Consider the following 15,304-nt stretch of genomic DNA (forward strand, 5'->3'; position numbering starts at 1 on the left):
GTTGGCCCTACGCATAGGAACTGCCTCGAATTCGTCCATATGCCCCACACTCGACGTTCATACGAGCGCTCTACGAAGGGATGATTGATGCCCACTGATTCATTCGACACCATCAAGTACGAGGTCGACGGGCATACCGCGACGATCACCCTGAATCGTCCGGACGCCCTCAATGCGCTCAGCCCGCACATGATCACCGAGCTTCGGGCCGCCTACGACGAGGCCGAAAACGACGACAACATCTGGCTGACCATCGTCACCGGCACCGGCCGCGCGTTCTGCACCGGCGCCGACGTCAAAGAAATCCCCGAAGACGGCAAGGTCATCTACGAGCGGCCGTACCTGTCGTCATACGACCAATGGGAGGCGCCGCAGGAGGGCACGCCGCCGTTTCGCACCATGGCCAAGCCGGTGCTGACCGCCGTGAACGGAATCTGCTGCGGCGCCGGAATGGACTGGGTCACTACGACGGACATCGTCATCGCATCCGAGCAGGCGACCTTCTTCGATCCGCACGTCAGCATCGGCCTGGTGGCCGGCCGCGAGTTGGTGCGGGTGTCCCGGGTGCTGCCCCGCTCGATCGCGCTGCGGATGGCCTTGATGGGCAAGCATGAGCGGATGAGCGCCGAGCGCGCCTACGAACTCGGGCTGATCAGTGAAGTCGTCGAGCACGACCGCCTGCTGGACCGGGCGCACGAGATCGCCGACATCGTCAATTCCAATGCGCCGCTGGCCGTCCGGGGCACCCGGCTGGCCATCCTCAAAGGCCTGAATGTGCCGCTGCACGAGGCGGAGATACTCGCCGAGACCTTCCGGGAGCGGGTGCTGCGAACCGAGGACGCGCAGGAAGGCCCCAAGGCCTTCGTCGAGAAACGCACACCGAATTGGCAATGCCGATGAACTTCGACACCATCCTGCTCGAGGTCGACGCCGCCGACCACGTCGCCACCATCACGCTGAATCGGCCCGAACAGCTGAACGCGTTCAACCGCACCATGTGTGAGGAGATGGCCCGCGCCTGGCGCGCGGTCAAGCTGGACGAGTCGGTGCACGCGGTGGTGCTGCGGGCCGCCGGCGACCGCGCATTCAGCGCGGGGCTGGACATCAAGTCGCCCTACGGTCAGCCCGAAAACGTCTGGAACCACGAAGATCCCGGCGAAGCCCTGAGCCCCAAATGGCAGAAGATGTGGAAACCGGTGGTCTGCGCGGTCCAAGGCATGTGCACGGCGGGCGCCTTCTACTTCATCAACGAATCCGACGTGGTCATCTGCTCGCAAGACGCCACGTTTTTCGACTCCCACGTGTCGGCGGGGCTGGTTTGTGCGCTGGAACCGATCGGTCTGATGCGCCGCGTCGGCCTCGGCGAGACGCTGCGCATCGCCCTGATGGGCAACGACGAGCGGGTCAGCGCGGACACCGCGCTGCGCATCGGATTGGTCTCGGAAGTCGTCTCGTCCGATCAGCTCTGGAACCGCGCCCATGAGATCGCGGCGACCATCGCCGCCAAGCCACCGACGGCGACTCAGGGCACGGTGAAGGCGATTTGGGAATCGCTGGACAAGCCCTATCGCGCCGCGCTGGAGCAGGGCCTCATCTATACCCGGCTGGGAAACCCGCTGGGCGCCGCGGAACTGGCCGCGCAGAAGAGTTCCGGCGACCGCGCCACCAAGCGCCCGCCGAAGATCCGCTGATGCCGCGTCACCCACTCATCCAACGCATCGCCGATGTGCTCGACCTCGAGCCCCACGCGCACGCCATCGAGTATGGCGGCCAATGGGTCTCGTGGGCTCAAGTCGGCACCTTGGCTCAGCGCATCGCCGGACCGATCGACGGCGCGGAAGTCGGGATGCTGCTGCGCAACCGGCCCGGGCATGTGGCGGCCTTTTTGGGCGTACTGCTGGGCGGCGGAACCGTCGTGGTCATCAACCCGTCTCGCGGCGACGAGCGCACCAGGGCCGACATCGCACGGCTGCAGCTACCCCTGATCGTCGGCGAACGCGACGATCTGACGGCGCTGGTGCCGGCGGACACCGCGACGGTCGCGATTTCGGGCCTGGCGGGCGACGTCGACGTGCCCGAGCAACCCGGCGCCGGGGCGGGCGCACCGACCGGTGTCGCGGTGCGCATGTTGACCAGCGGCACGACGGGCCCGCCCAAGCGAATCGACCTGAGCTACGACATGCTGGCGCGCAGTGTGATGGGGGCCGAGCCCGAGCGCGCACCGGCGCCGACCGAGCTGCGGCGCGGTGTCGCCATCGTGAACTCGCCGCTGGTGCACATCGGCGGGGTATTCCGCGTGCTGCAATGCATCGCCGAGGCCAGACCCTTCGTGCTGTTGGAACGATTCGAGTTGAACGCATGGGCCGAGGCGGTGCGCAAGCACCGGCCCCGGGCGGCGTCGCTGGTACCGGCGGCACTGCGCACGGTATTGCACTCCGACGTGCCGCGAGCCGACCTGGAAAGCCTCCGGGCCGTCACGTGCGGCACGGCGCCGCTGTCGGCCGACGACGCCGACGCCTTCACCGACAAGTACGGCATCCCGGTACTGACCTCTTATGCCGCAACCGAGTTCGGTGGCGGCGTGGCGGGCTGGACGCTTCCCGACCATCAGCGCTACTGGCGGGACAAACGGGGCAGCGTCGGCCGGGCCAATCCGGGTGCGCAGCTGCGGGTGGTCGCCGACGACGGAACGTCGCTAGGCCCAGACGAAGTCGGGTTGCTGGAGGTCAAGCCGGGCCAGCTGGGACCGGCCGCGCAGTGGATGCGAACCACGGATATGGCCCGCATCGACGCCGACGGGTTCCTGTGGATCGTCGGCCGCGCCGACCAGGCGATCATCCGCGGCGGCTTCAAGGTGATGCCCGACGACGTGCGCGCCGCGCTGGAGAGCCACCCCGCTGTGGCGGGCGCGGCGGTGGTCGCCCGCCCCGACGAGCGGCTCGGCGAGACACCGGTCGCCATGGTCGAACTGCGCGATTCGGCTTCAACGGACGCCGACGCGCTGGTGAATCATCTGCGGGAGCGCCTGGCACGCTACGAGATTCCCACCGCGATCGCGATCGTCGACACCATTCCGCGAACACCGTCGGGCAAAGCCGATCTCGGCGCGATCCAGGACTACTTCCGCGAGCCCGCGGCGCCGCGCAACCATGGGCGCTGATTCTTTGACCGTCGCCTCGACGTTGCGACGCCAAGCCCGTTCGCGGGGGGATCACCCGCTCCTGGTCTGCGACGGCGACCGCATCGGATACCGCGAAGCCGATCGCCGGTCGGCGGAACTCGCCCGCGGCCTGATTGCCCTCGGCGCCGGCAAGGGGACCCAGGTGGGCCTGCTGTATCCGAATGGACCCGACTTCGTGGTCGGGATGCTGGCGGCGGCGCGCATCGGTGCCATGGTGGTCCCGTTCTCCACTTTCGCCACCGCACGCGAGCTGCGCGAGCAGCTGGTCGACGCCGACGTTGAAATTCTGTTGAGCGCCGCCTCTTTTCGGTCTCACGACTATGTACAGCGACTGTCCGAGGTTCTTGCTGGCGCCGATTTCGATTCCGGCGATCGCGTGCTTTGTTCCGCGGCACCGCAATTGCGCCACGTGGCGTTCGCTCACGAGACGGCGTGCGCGCGAGCCGGCACCATCGATCCGACACTGTTGCGGGCGATCGAAGACGATGTCCACGCGTGCGATCCGCTGGCGATCGTCTACACCTCCGGATCAACCAGCGCCCCTAAAGGGGTGGTGCACACGCATGCCGCACTGCTCGGACATCAACGGAACCTCAACACGATTCGCGGCCTGACCGCTTCGGACAAGCTGTTCTGCAATTCGCCGTTCTTCTGGATCGGCGGATTCGCGTTCGGCCTGCTGGCCACCTTGGTGGCCGGATCGACCCTGGTCTGCTCTAACGCCCTCGATGCGGGGGCGACACTCGACTTGCTGGAGGCCGAAAAGCCGACCATGACCAACGGGTTCGCGGCCGGGATCGCTCACCTGGCCGACCACCCGAGCTACGCCGAACGTGATCTGTCGTCGATGCGGCGCGGCAACCTGTACCCGATCATGTCCCCCGACATCCGACCGGCCGACCCGGAGCTGCGGCACAACATGTTGGGAATGACCGAGGCCGGCAGCGTCGTACTGATCGACGGGGACGAATCCGACCAACCCGAAACGCGGCGGGGATCGTTCGGCAAGCCCGCGCCCGGATTCGAGACGACGATCGTGGATCCGAACGCCGCCGGGGTCGGGGAACTCTGCATCCGGGGACCGTATGTGATGCAGGGCTACTACAAGCGCAGCCGCGAGGAGTGCTTCGACGCCGACGGCTGGTTTCACACCGGGGATTTGGTGCGCGCCGACGCCGACGGGTTCGTCTATTACGTCGGCAGGCTCAGCACGATGATCAAGACGGCGGGCGCCAACGTCTCCGCGGCCGAGGTCGAGCAGGCGATCACCCGGGTCACCGGCGCGGAGGTCCACGTGGTGGGCGTCCCCGACACCAAGCGCGGAGAGCTGGTCGCCGCGGTGGTCGTCCAACCGAACTTCGACGAAGCCGCGGTGCGTGAACGACTCAAAGGGGAGCTGTCGTCGTACAAGATTCCCAAGCGGTTTCTCGCAGTCTCCCGCACCGACATCCCGCTGTTGTCCAGCGGCAAGGTCGACACGCGGCAACTGAGGAAGCTCTTCGATGCCTAGCACCGTCGACCAACTGGTGAGACTTCGCGCCCGGCACGACGCGGACACACCGATGGTGATCGATCCCGTCTTGCGGGTGAGCTACCGCGAACTCGACGTGAACACACACAATCTGGCCGCGGCATTCGTCGAAGCCGGCGTGGGCAAGGGCAGCCGGGTGGGGCTGATCATGCCCAACGGCACCCGCTGGGTGCAGATCGCCATTGCGCTGACCCGCATCGGTGCCGTCCTGGTGCCGCTGAGCACGCTGCTGCAGGCCGGCGAACTCGTCGCGCAGCTGCGAGTCGCCGCCGTCCAGTTCCTGGTGAGCGTCGAGGAATTCCGCGGCCATCGCTATCTCGACGATCTGCAGACGGCGCCCCAATCCGAACTTCCGGCGTTGCAACAGGTTTGGTCGACGGACCAGATCGATAACGCACCCGTGAGTGAGCGGACCCTGCGGATCATCGACGCCATGACCGAAACAGTGACCCCCGCCGACCCGCTGGTCATCATGTTCACCTCGGGCAGCAGCGGATCACCCAAGGGAGTCTTGCACTCCCACGGCAACGCGCTGGGTGCCGTGCAGTCGGGGCTGGCGGCCCGTTGCATCACCGCCGAAACCCGCCTATACCTGCCGATGCCGTTCTTCTGGGTCGGCGGGTTCGGCAGCGGAATCCTGTCCGTGCTGCTGGCCGGCGCCACCCTGGTGACCGAAGAAATCCCCCGGCCCGAAACCACCCTGGGACTGCTGGAGCGCGAGCGGGTCACCCTGTTTCGCGGCTGGCCCGATCAGGCCGAGGCACTGGCGCGGCACGCCAACAAGGCCGGCGTTGACCTCTCGGCGCTGCGACCGGGCAGCCTGGAAGCGCTCCTGCCGCCCGAGCGGCGGGCTCAGCCCGGGGCGCGCGCGACACTGTTCGGCATGACCGAGGCATTCGGCCCCTACTGCGGCTACCCCGCCGACACGGACATGCCCGCGGAGGCGTGGGGCAGTTGTGGAAAGCCGTTCGACGGCATGGAAGTCCGCATCGTCGACCCCGAAAGCGGTGAGCCCGTGGCGGCGGGAGCCGCGGGCATGATCCAGATCCGCGGCCCGCACACGCTGCGCGGCATCTGCGGCCGCAGCCGCGAGGAGCTGTTCACCCCCGACGGCTTCTATCCCACCGGTGACCTCGGCCATCTCGACGATCAGGGATTCCTGTTCTACCACGGGCGATCCGACGACATGTTCAAAGTCAGCGGGGCGACCGTCTACCCCGGCGAGGTCGAGCGCGCGCTGCGCACCGTCGACGGCGTCGACAACGCCTTTGTCACCAACGTGCCTTGCGCCGCGGGTGAACGGGTCGGCGCGGCGGTGGTGTGCGACGACGCGCTCACCACCGAGCGGCTTCATGCGTCGGCCCGAAAGCGGCTGAGCGCCTTCAAGGTACCGACGGTATGGCTGCTGCTGAACTCCGATGACGACGTTCCACGCGGCGGCACCGGAAAGGTCGACATCCGCCGGTTACGGGAGATGTTGGCCGACACGAACCGGCCCTAGGGAACCCGCGTCCAGGGTTGGCAGTTCTGCGACTCGAAGGCCTTGACCGCCGTATTGATGTTCGCGTACATCGGACCGATAGACGTATTGGTCTGCAGCACATGGTCCTTGTTCGCATCAGGCGTGCTGTAGGTGAACCAGGAGCACATCGAATCCTGGGTCGGCACATTGTTGATCCACACGCCGAAGGCCGAACCCGAACCGCCCGTGTGGTACAGGCCCGGTGCGATATCGGGCCCCACCACAAAAACACCATTGCCGGGAATCGGGTCGACCTGGTCGGCGAGGGTGGGCGGCGCGAGGGCGATGGCCGTCGCCGCCGCAACGAATAAGGCCGATGCGCGAAGCTTTGCGGGCATCTTCTCTCCGTTCGTTGCCCACCCCGATCGCAGCGTAGGCCCAACCCGGGTGTGCGACAAGAGATGGAGAGGGTTATTCCTCCACCACCACACCGCGCGCAACGAGGTGATCGATCAACGGAACCGCACCGGCAGCGAGATGCTCCGCCATCGCCGCGCGCGCCAGCGTGCCGTCACGCTTTTTCAGCGCCGACAAGATCCGCCGATGGTCCCTCATCGACTGTTCGGGCCAGCCCTCGATGGCCGGAAACACCGATTCGGGCGCATAGCGGGTGATTTGCGACATCAGCTGCGCCAGCTTCGGCGAATCGGCGGCAATGTTGATGGCCCGGTGAAATTCGTGGTTCAGGCCGACGGTGTGTTCGTGCTCATCGCCGGCATACGCATTCTCCAACTGCGCCTGGATCTCTTTGAGCTCGCGTAGTTGATCGTCGGTGATGTTGACCGCGGCCCGCGCGGCCAGCTCCCCACCCACATGCGCCTGCACATTCGCCACGTCGGTGACGTCGCGTCCGGTGACCGGCAACACCACGAAGCCCCGTCGCGGCTGCTGGGCGATCAAGCCTTCGGCACGCAGCGCGAACAGCGCCTCACGCACCGGTGTGACGCTGATGCCCAGCTCCGCAGCCAATTGATCCAGCCGGACGTACGATCCGGCGGCGTAGGTGCCGTCGAATATCCTGCTGCGGATCAGGCGCGCAACGTCCTCGGAAAGTTGAGGCCGCGCAGCGAAATCCGGAACGCTCATCGGTTCACACCTGATATTCGGCGAGCAGTCGCTTGCTGATGATGTTCTTCTGGATTTCGCTGGTTCCCTCGCCGATCAGCAGGAACGGCGCGTCACGCATCAGCCGCTCGATCTCGTATTCCTTGGAATAGCCGTAGCCGCCGTGGATCCGGAAGCTCTGCTGGGTGACCTCGGCGCAATACTCGCTGCACAGGTACTTGGCCATCCCGGCGGCGACGTCGTTGCGCTCCCCCGAGTCCTTCAGCCGCGCCGCATTCACCATCATCAGATGTGCCGCTTCGACTTTGGTCGCCATCTCGGCCAGCTGGAACGCGATGGCCTGATGCTCGGCGATCGGCTTGCCGAAGGTCTCGCGTTGTTGCGCGTAGCGCACCGCGAGCTCGAAAGCGCGAATCCCGACCCCGCACGCGCGCGCCGACACGTTGACCCGGCCGACCTCGATGCCGTCCATCATCTGAAAAAAGCCGTGCCCCGTCGTCCCGCCGAGAACATCATCGGCGCTGGCTTGGTAGCTGTCGAAAATCATCTCGGTGGTATCGATGCCCTTGTAGCCAAGCTTGTCGATCTTGCCCGGAATGCGCAGGCCCGGAATCACTTCGCCGAAGCCGACCGGCTTCTCGACCAGAAATGCGGTCAGGTTGCGGTGCGGCTTGTCCGAGCCCTCGTCCGTGCGCACCAGCACCGCCACCAGCGTCGAGGTGGCACCGTTGGTCAGCCACATCTTCTGGCCATCGATGATGTAGGTGCCGTCCTCGTTGCGCCGGGCCCGGGTGCGGATCGCGGCGACATCAGAACCCAACTCCGGCTCCGACATCGAGAAGGCGCCGCGCGTCTCGCCGACCGCCATCCGCGGCAGGAAGCGTTGCTTCTGCTCGTCGGTACCGTGCTGACGCAGCATGTACGCCACGATGAAGTGGGTGTTGAGCACCCCGGACACGCTCATCCACCCGCGCGCAAGCTCTTCGACGCACAGCGCGTAGGTCAACAGCGATTCGCCCAGGCCGCCGTACTCCTCGGGGATCATCAGCCCGAACAGCCCCATGTCGCGCATCTGGTCGACGATGGCCTGCGGGTAGGTGTCGGCGCGTTCCAGCTCGACCGCGTTGGGGATGACTTCCTTCTCGACGAATTGCCGTACGGTGGCGATGATCTCGGTCTGGACTTCGGTCAATCCCAGGGTTTGGGCGAGTTTGGTCATGGTTCCCTTCCGGCTGCTCAGCCCGCAATGGTTTGGGCGCGCGTCAGACGCTCGACGTCGGCGGTGGTCAACCCCAACAGCCGTTGCAGGACGTCGGCGGTGTCTTGGCCCAGGACGGGCGCGGGCGCACTGACGGGATGGGCGCCGTCGAACGCGGCCGGCAGGCCAGGCGCGAAGTAGTCTCCGAGGCCGGGTTGCCGCAATCGCGAAAACAGCGGATTGGCAGTGACTTTCGGTCCCGCCGCGACCTCGGCGAACGTTCGGTACCGCTCGAACAACACCGTGGTATTCAACAGAGCAGCGGTGACCTCGTCGGCGCTGTGATCGCCAAACCAGGTGGCGAACAGGCCGGACAGCACGTCCTGGTACCGGTACCTGTCGCCCTCGGACGCGAAGTCCACACCCAGCGCCTCGGCGAGGGCCGACACCGCGGCATGGGTGCCGGTGACCTCGACCAGATCACGAAAGTGACGCTTGGTCAGGGTGACGACCATGAACCGGGCACCGTCACGGCTGGTGAAGTCCTGCCCGTACTGGCCATAGATGGCGTTGCCCAGACGTTCGCGTTGCGTCCCGTTGACCTGCGGCTCGGTGAGCAACCCCAGATTGGCGGCGGTGGCCAGCGCGACATCCTCCAACGCCAGGCTGATCCGCGTTCCCGCCCCGGACTTGTCACGGCGATGGACGGCGGTGACGACGGACAGCGCGGCGTACAGTCCGCAGCACACATCCCAGGCCGGCAAGACGTGATTGATCGGACCGGCATGATCGGCCGGCCCCGTGACGAGCGGATAGCCGAGGCCCGCGTTGACCGTGTAATCCACGCCGGTGGAACCGTCACCGCGCCCGAGCAATTGGACGTGGATGATGTCGGGGCGCTTGGCCGACAGGACGTCGTGGCCCAGCCAGGACAGCCCGGCGGCGTTGGTGACGACGATGCCGTCGCCCTCGACGATCAGCCGCTGCACCAATGCCTGGCCGTCGGCGGAGCGCAGGTCGATGGTGGCCGAACGCTTTCCCTTGTTCAGGCCGGTCCAATAGATCGACGTACCGTCTTCGGCAAGCGGCCAGCGCTGCACGTCGGAGGCGCCGCCGATCGGGTCGACCCGGATCACCTCTGCGCCAAGCTGGCTCAGCGTCATACCGCACAGGGGCGCTGCCACGAAGCTGGACACCTCGACGACGGTGAGGCCGTTCAGGGGCAAGCCGGGATCGGTCATTGCGCCGCGACCCGTTCGAAGACCGCTGCAAGCCCCTGGCCGCCGCCGATGCACATGGTCTCCAACCCGTAGCGCGCCTGGCGGCGACCCAGCTCGCGCGCCAGCGTGGCCAGCATCCGCCCGCCCGTCGCGCCCACCGGGTGGCCCAGCGAGATCCCCGAACCGTGCACGTTGGTCCGCTCATGGTCGGCGGCGCCGAAATTCCATTCCCGCATCACCGCAAGCGCTTGCGCGGCAAAGGCCTCGTTGAGCTCGATGAGGTCGACGTCGGACAGCCGTAAGCCCGCCTTGGCCAGCGCCACCTCGGTCGCGGGGACCGGCCCGATGCCCATGATGTTGGGCGCCACCCCCGCCACCCCCCACGAAACCAGGCGCACCAACGGCGTCAGGCCGTATGCGTCGGCCTTCTCCGGTGTGGTCACCACGCACATCGACGCCGCGTCGTTTTGTCCGCTGGAGTTGCCGGCCGTGACCGTTGCCTCCGGATCCTCTTTCAACAGCACGGGTTTGAGCTTGCCCAACGAGTCCACCGACGTGTCCGCCCGCGGATGCTCGTCGGTGTCGATCACTTCCTCGCCGCCGCGGGTGGGAACGGTCACCGCCACTATTTCCGAGGCCAGGATGCCGTCTTTCTGCGCGGCCACCGCCCGCTGGTGCGACCGCACCGCCAGCTCGTCTTGCTCCTGGCGTGAAATGCCGTACTGGCGCCGCAAATTCTCGGCCGTTTCCAGCATGCCGCCCGGCACCGGGTAGTGGCGGCCGCCGGCAGTCGTGCGTCCGCGGGCCAGGCCGTCGTGCACCCGGACGCCGCCGCGGGCCCCACCCCAGCGCATGTCGGTGGAGTAGAACGCGACGTTGCTCATGCTTTCGCAGCCCCCGGCGACGACGAGATCGTGGTCGCCGTTGCCCACCTGCAAGCAGGCCTGGATCACCGCCTGCAGGCCCGACCCGCAACGCCGGTCGACCTGCATGCCCGGAACCGTCACCGGCAGGCCGGAATCCAGCGCCACCACGCGCCCGATCGCCGGAGCATCGCTGTTGGGATAGCAATGGCCGAGGATCACGTCTTGTACGGCGTCGGCCGCCAGCCCGGTTCGCTCGAGCAGCCCCTTCAGGGCGGTGACACCGAGGTCGACCGCGGTCAGCGCCTTGAACATTCCGCCGTAGCGTCCGATCGGTGTCCGCACCGGTTCACAGATCACGGCTTCACGCATGGCCACCCCTTCCCGGCCGAGGGCTGCTACTCACAGGTGCCGGCCGCCGGTGATCTCCATGACGGTGCCGGTCATGTACGACGACAGGTCGGAGGCCAAAAACAGCGCCACGCTGGCGACTTCGCTGGGCTCACCGGCCCGGCCCATCGGCACCTCGGCGACCTTCGAATCCCAAATGCGCTGCGGCATGGCCTCTGTCATCGCCGACCGGATCAAGCCGGGGGCGATCGCGTTGACCCGCACGCCCAGATACGCCAGTTCTTTGGCAGCCGCCTTGGTCATGCCGACGATGCCGGCCTTCGCGGCCGAATAGTTGGTCTGGCCGACCATGCCCACCTTGCCCGACACCGAGGACATGTTGATGATGGCGCCGCGCTTGTTTTCGCGCATGATGGCGGCGGCCAGCCGGGTGCCGTTCCAGGTCCCCTTCAGGTGGACATTGATGACCTGATCGAACTGCTCCTCGGTCATCTTGCGCATCGTCGCGTCCCGGGTGATCCCGGCGTTGTTGACCATGATGTCCAGGCCGCCGAAACGCTCGACAGCCGTCTGTATCAGGGTCTCGACGTCAGAAGACTGCGTGACATCGCAGCGGACCGCGACGGCGACGTCGTCACCGCCGAGCTGCTTGGCCACCACCTGGGTTTCCTCGAGGTTGACGTCGCCGAGCACGACCCGCGCCCCCTCGGCGACAAAGCGCTCCGCGATGGCCAGACCCAATCCTTGCGCTCCACCTGTGATTACCGCGGTCTGACCTGCCAACAACGCCACCTGGATCACACATCCTTCTCTGTTATCGCCACCATCGGACAGCCTCAAGGCAAATATCATATTTGATATAGGATCCTCCTCTGAACCGGGGTGCCCCGGATCGGGAGAGGAGTGTGCAGCCGATGGCCACCGCCGAATTCGCCGAAGTCGCCGACGAAGACTTCCGCGAGATCCTGGCTCAGACAAGGCAATTCGTCCGCAGCGCGGTTGTCCCCCGCGAGCAGGAGATCCTCGACACCGATCGCGTCCCCGACGACCTGCGCGACGAGGCCAAACGGATGGGCCTGTTCGGCTACGCGATCCCCCAGGAGTGGGGCGGGCTGGGCCTCAACCTCATGCAAGACGTCGAGCTGGCGATGGAGCTGGGCTACACGTCATTGGCGTTGCGGTCGATGTTCGGCACCAACAACGGCATCGCCGGGCAAGTTCTGGTCGGGTTCGGCACCGATGAACAGAAGTCGCGCTGGCTGGAGTCGATCGCGTCCGGCGGCGTCGTCGCCTCCTTCGCGCTGACCGAGCCCGGCGCCGGGTCGAACCCAGCTGGCCTGCGCACCAAAGCCGTTCGCGACGGCGACAATTGGGTGATCTCCGGACAGAAGCGCTTCATCACCAACGCGCCCGTCGCCAACCTATTCGTGGTGTTCGCCCGTACCCGGCCGGCCGACGACGATGGACCCGGGATCGCGGTCTTCTTGGTTCCGGCGGATGCCCGCGGCGTGCAGGTGGGCGCCAAGGACGCCAAGATGGGCCAGGAAGGCGCATGGACCGCCGACGTCGCCTTCGACGACGTCCGGGTGGACAGCGGCGCACTGATCGGCGGCAGCGAAGACATCGGTTATCGGGCGGCGATGACCTCGCTGGCCCGCGGGCGGGTGCACATCGCCGCCCTCGCGGTGGGCGCCGCCCAACGCGCGCTCGACGAATCCGTCGCGTATGCCGCCACCGCGACCCAGGGCGGGGCGCCGATCGGAAGCTTTCAGCTGGTGCAGGCGATGCTCGCCGACCAGCAGGCCGGCGTGATGGCCGGTCGTGCGCTGGTCCGTGACGCCGCGCGGCTGTGGGTCACCGATCAAGATCGCAGGATCGCCCCGTCGGCCGCCAAGCTGTTCTGCACCGAAATGGCCGGCGATGTCGCCGATCTCGCGGTGCAGATACACGGCGGGAGCGGCTACATGCGTGGCGTCCCCGTCGAACGCATCTACCGCGACGTGCGCCTGTTGCGGCTGTACGAGGGCACCAGTGAAATTCAGCGTTTGATCATCGGGTCGAACCTCGTCAAGACGGCGGGCCGGGCTACCACAACGAAGGAGCGTTAATGAGCGGCAGGCTTGCCGGAAGAGTGGCATTGATTACCGGTGCGGCACGCGGCCAGGGCCGGGCGCATGCAGTGCGCATGGCCTCCGAAGGTGCGGACATCATCGCCGTCGACATCGCCGGCAAGCTTCCGTCCTGCGTCCCTTACGACCCGGCGACACCCAACGATCTGAGCGAGACTGTGCGCCTCGTCGAAGCGGCGAACCGCCGGATCATCGCGTCGGTCGTGGACACCCGCGACTTCGACGGTCTGCGCGAGGTCGTCGCAACGGGTGTCGCCGAGCTGGGCCGGCTGGACATCATCGTCGCCAACGCCGGGGTCGCGGCGCCGCAGGCATGGGACGACATCACGCCGGACGACTTTCGCGACGTCATGGATATCAACGTGACCGGCACGTGGAACACCGTGATGGCCGGTGCGGACAAGATCATCGAAGGCGGTCGCGGCGGCTCCATCATCCTGATCAGTTCCGCTGCCGGTATGAAGATGCAACCGTTCATGGTTCACTACACCGCCAGCAAGCACGCCGTCACCGGGCTGGCGCGGGCCTTCGCCGCGGAGTTGGGTAAGCATTCGATCCGGGTGAACAGTGTTCATCCCGGACCGGTCAATACGCCGATGGGATCGGGCGACATGGTCACGGCGGTGGGCAAGACGATGGAAACCAACCCGCAGCTCTCCCACGTCCTCACGCCGTTCCTGCCGGACTGGGTCGCCGAGCCTGAGGAGATCGCCGATACCGTGTGCTGGCTGGCCAGCGACGAGTCGCGCAAGGTCACCGCCGCGCAGATCCCGGTCGATCAGGGCTCGACGCAGTACTAGGGCCCGCCCACCCGGGAATAGATCGTCGGGCATCCGCGCTTTCAGGCCACATGAAAGCCTTCACCGAAACCGAGCGTCAGGAGTTCCTGGCCGCCAAGCACGTGGCTGTGCTGTCCGTCGCGGCCACCGACGGCCGGCCGCCGGCAAGTGTCCCGATCTGGTACGACTACACGCCGGGCGGCAACATCCGGATCATGACCGGGCCGTCCAGTCGCAAGGCGCGGCTCATCGAGCGGTCCGGGGTGGCGACACTGGTCGTCCAGCGCGAGGAGCCGCCGTATCAGTACGTCGTGGTCGAGGGCGCGGTGGTCGACACCACCAACCCGGCCCCGGCCGACGTGCAGGAAGCCATCGCCATTCGCTACCTCGGCGAGGAAGGCGGGCGTGCGTTCGTCCGCAGCATGGAAGGCGCCGAGGAGGCGCTGTTCACCATCCGGCCGGATCGTTGGCTGAGCGCCGACTTCACCGGCGATCTCTGAGGGTCTCAGCCGATCAGCTCCAGCGTGCCCAGCTCACGGATCGCCTGGCAGCCGCGGCTGAGCATGGCCAGCACCATGTCGTCGCCACGCTCGGTCGCCGCGGCGAACGCGAAGCCCAGCGCCGAGATCAGCGGTGCCTGCAACACCCCGAGCCGGTAATCACGCCAACATGTTTCGCGGTCGTAGTCGCTGACCCCGCCGGCCGTCAGAGAGCGATGGTAGTCGGTGACCAGCTCTTCTTCGATGCCGGCGCGCAGCTGCGAATTGAGGCTAGTTGCGGTGAAGTAGGCGAGATCTCGGGTCGGCAGACCCACGCCGAGCGTCTGCCAGTCGACCACGCTGACCCTGGTTCGGTCCGGATCGAACAGCAGGTTGTCCAGACGGTAGTCGCCGTGCAGCAACGCGAACCGGTCGTACTCGGATAACAACCACGGTGTGATCAAACCCATTGCCGCGCTGAAGGTATCGCGGTCTTCGGCGCTCATGCGATCGCCCAGCTTCTCCAGCGTGATGTCGGCGCTCATCTTCGCCACTTCGCCCATGCCGCCCGCACCGGCCTCATCCGGCCGGCCAAACGCGATGCCGGGGAAATCAAGCCAGACGGGGTCGCACCAGCTGGGTGCGTGCAGGCCGGCCAGCGCGTTAACCGCAAGGCGCGCTTCGGCTTCACCGCAGCCGATGAGTTGATCGCCCTGCACCGCAGGCGCCTGATCGGCGAGCAGCAGGGCAAAATCCATTGCGTCCTCGGTGATCTCGGAATAGAAACATTGCGGCGTCGGCACCTGCACCCGATCCGCCACCGAGGAATAGAACGCGCATTCGCTGCGGTAGCCGATGACCACCCGGTCGCGCACGGTGTCATCCTGGGCCGGCAGCTTGATCACAAACGTCTGCGGGCAGGAGGCGTGCTGCTTATGGGTGCTGTGCTGTCGATACCGCGTTACCCCGGCGACGTGACGCTGATC

General features: G+C 66.6%; 15 protein-coding genes. 8 read left to right on the forward strand and 7 right to left on the reverse strand.

All coding sequences use genetic code 11. The features are described 5' to 3' along the window. Positions 1-87 precede the first annotated feature (87 nt). The 5 genes from A5775_RS06570 to A5775_RS06590 are packed head-to-tail and all read left to right on the forward strand — an operon-like array spanning position 88 to position 6,213. Positions 88-900 carry an enoyl-CoA hydratase/isomerase family protein gene (locus tag A5775_RS06570; RefSeq protein WP_067249449.1) on the forward strand — a complete coding sequence of 271 codons (813 nt, stop codon included), beginning with the start codon at positions 88-90 and terminating at the stop codon, positions 898-900. Continuing rightward, positions 891-1,691, forward strand: coding sequence for an enoyl-CoA hydratase/isomerase family protein (locus tag A5775_RS06575; RefSeq protein ID WP_067249453.1), 801 nt, complete (start codon positions 891-893; stop codon positions 1,689-1,691). Before A5775_RS06570 ends, A5775_RS06575 begins: the two co-directional genes overlap by 10 nt. After that, on the forward strand, positions 1,691-3,160 hold the full coding sequence (locus A5775_RS06580) for a class I adenylate-forming enzyme family protein (RefSeq protein ID WP_067249456.1): 1,470 nt from the start codon (positions 1,691-1,693) through the stop codon (positions 3,158-3,160). The genes A5775_RS06575 and A5775_RS06580 overlap by 1 nt, the downstream gene beginning before the upstream one ends. After that, positions 3,150-4,691, forward strand: a complete 1,542-nt coding sequence (locus tag A5775_RS06585) for a class I adenylate-forming enzyme family protein (RefSeq protein WP_067249459.1) — start codon at positions 3,150-3,152, stop codon at positions 4,689-4,691. The genes A5775_RS06580 and A5775_RS06585 overlap by 11 nt, the downstream gene beginning before the upstream one ends. Continuing rightward, positions 4,684-6,213: a class I adenylate-forming enzyme family protein gene (locus tag A5775_RS06590; protein WP_067249463.1), complete on the forward strand. Its 1,530-nt coding sequence runs from the start codon at positions 4,684-4,686 to the stop codon at positions 6,211-6,213. The genes A5775_RS06585 and A5775_RS06590 overlap by 8 nt, the downstream gene beginning before the upstream one ends. Here A5775_RS06590 and A5775_RS06595 read toward each other — a convergent pair. The 6 genes from A5775_RS06595 to fabG all read right to left on the reverse strand — a co-directional run bounded on the left by A5775_RS06595 (position 6,210) and on the right by fabG (position 11,732). Next, positions 6,210-6,572, reverse strand: coding sequence for a hypothetical protein (locus tag A5775_RS06595; protein WP_067249466.1), 363 nt, complete (start codon positions 6,570-6,572; stop codon positions 6,210-6,212). The genes A5775_RS06590 and A5775_RS06595 overlap by 4 nt on opposite strands. A gap of 73 nt (positions 6,573-6,645) precedes the next feature. Beyond that, positions 6,646-7,320 (reverse strand): GntR family transcriptional regulator, encoded by a 675-nt coding sequence (locus A5775_RS06600; protein ID WP_067249469.1) that lies wholly within the window; start codon positions 7,318-7,320, stop codon positions 6,646-6,648. A gap of 4 nt (positions 7,321-7,324) precedes the next feature. Further along, the gene (locus A5775_RS06605) at positions 7,325-8,518 is read right to left on the reverse strand and encodes an acyl-CoA dehydrogenase family protein (protein WP_067249473.1); all 1,194 of its coding nucleotides are present in this window, start codon (positions 8,516-8,518) and stop codon (positions 7,325-7,327) included. A gap of 17 nt (positions 8,519-8,535) precedes the next feature. After that, positions 8,536-9,738 carry a CoA transferase gene (locus tag A5775_RS06610; protein WP_067249476.1) on the reverse strand — a complete coding sequence of 401 codons (1,203 nt, stop codon included), beginning with the start codon at positions 9,736-9,738 and terminating at the stop codon, positions 8,536-8,538. Further along, positions 9,735-10,952, reverse strand: a complete 1,218-nt coding sequence (locus A5775_RS06615) for an acetyl-CoA C-acetyltransferase (RefSeq protein WP_067249480.1) — start codon at positions 10,950-10,952, stop codon at positions 9,735-9,737. The genes A5775_RS06610 and A5775_RS06615 overlap by 4 nt, the downstream gene beginning before the upstream one ends. A gap of 30 nt (positions 10,953-10,982) precedes the next feature. Then, positions 10,983-11,732: a 3-oxoacyl-ACP reductase FabG gene (fabG, locus tag A5775_RS06620; protein ID WP_067249483.1), complete on the reverse strand. Its 750-nt coding sequence runs from the start codon at positions 11,730-11,732 to the stop codon at positions 10,983-10,985. Positions 11,733-11,845: 113 nt separating this feature from the next. Here fabG and A5775_RS06625 point away from each other — a divergent pair, with 113 nt between their 5' ends. Genes A5775_RS06625 through A5775_RS06635 form a run of 3 tightly spaced genes read left to right on the forward strand, consistent with a single transcriptional unit; the run spans position 11,846 to position 14,339 of the window. Further along, entirely contained in the window at positions 11,846-13,039 is a 1,194-nt protein-coding gene (locus tag A5775_RS06625) for an acyl-CoA dehydrogenase family protein (protein ID WP_067249486.1), read from the forward strand. Beyond that, entirely contained in the window at positions 13,039-13,860 is an 822-nt protein-coding gene (locus tag A5775_RS06630) for a mycofactocin-coupled SDR family oxidoreductase (protein WP_067249490.1), read from the forward strand. Before A5775_RS06625 ends, A5775_RS06630 begins: the two co-directional genes overlap by 1 nt. 50 nt (positions 13,861-13,910) lie before the next feature. Then, positions 13,911-14,339: a pyridoxamine 5'-phosphate oxidase family protein gene (locus A5775_RS06635; protein WP_067249494.1), complete on the forward strand. Its 429-nt coding sequence runs from the start codon at positions 13,911-13,913 to the stop codon at positions 14,337-14,339. A 5-nt stretch (positions 14,340-14,344) separates the two neighbouring features. On the opposite strand, the gene A5775_RS06640 is transcribed toward A5775_RS06635, so the two are convergent. Next, positions 14,345-15,304 (reverse strand): phosphotransferase family protein (locus tag A5775_RS06640; protein ID WP_231995125.1); only part of this gene is annotated, 960 nt, incomplete at its 5' end.

Origin of the sequence: Mycobacterium sp. 852002-10029_SCH5224772, from assembly GCF_001667315.1 — a bacterium.
Taxonomy (GTDB): Bacteria; Actinomycetota; Actinomycetes; order Mycobacteriales; family Mycobacteriaceae; genus Mycobacterium.

Excerpts from the sequence above, each read along its gene's own strand:
- A5775_RS06570 (WP_067249449.1), top strand. The coding sequence starts at position 88 with ATGCCCACTGATTCATTCGACACCATCAAGTACGAGGTCGACGGGCAT.
- A5775_RS06575 (WP_067249453.1), top strand. The coding sequence starts at position 891 with ATGCCGATGAACTTCGACACCATCCTGCTCGAGGTCGACGCCGCCGAC.
- A5775_RS06580 (WP_067249456.1), top strand. The coding sequence starts at position 1,691 with ATGCCGCGTCACCCACTCATCCAACGCATCGCCGATGTGCTCGACCTC.
- A5775_RS06585 (WP_067249459.1), top strand. The coding sequence starts at position 3,150 with ATGGGCGCTGATTCTTTGACCGTCGCCTCGACGTTGCGACGCCAAGCC.
- A5775_RS06590 (WP_067249463.1), top strand. The coding sequence starts at position 4,684 with ATGCCTAGCACCGTCGACCAACTGGTGAGACTTCGCGCCCGGCACGAC.
- A5775_RS06595 (WP_067249466.1), bottom strand. The coding sequence starts at position 6,572 with ATGCCCGCAAAGCTTCGCGCATCGGCCTTATTCGTTGCGGCGGCGACG.
- A5775_RS06600 (WP_067249469.1), bottom strand. The coding sequence starts at position 7,320 with ATGAGCGTTCCGGATTTCGCTGCGCGGCCTCAACTTTCCGAGGACGTT.
- A5775_RS06605 (WP_067249473.1), bottom strand. The coding sequence starts at position 8,518 with ATGACCAAACTCGCCCAAACCCTGGGATTGACCGAAGTCCAGACCGAG.
- A5775_RS06610 (WP_067249476.1), bottom strand. The coding sequence starts at position 9,738 with ATGACCGATCCCGGCTTGCCCCTGAACGGCCTCACCGTCGTCGAGGTG.
- A5775_RS06615 (WP_067249480.1), bottom strand. The coding sequence starts at position 10,952 with ATGCGTGAAGCCGTGATCTGTGAACCGGTGCGGACACCGATCGGACGC.
- A5775_RS06625 (WP_067249486.1), top strand. The coding sequence starts at position 11,846 with ATGGCCACCGCCGAATTCGCCGAAGTCGCCGACGAAGACTTCCGCGAG.
- A5775_RS06630 (WP_067249490.1), top strand. The coding sequence starts at position 13,039 with ATGAGCGGCAGGCTTGCCGGAAGAGTGGCATTGATTACCGGTGCGGCA.
- A5775_RS06635 (WP_067249494.1), top strand. The coding sequence starts at position 13,911 with ATGAAAGCCTTCACCGAAACCGAGCGTCAGGAGTTCCTGGCCGCCAAG.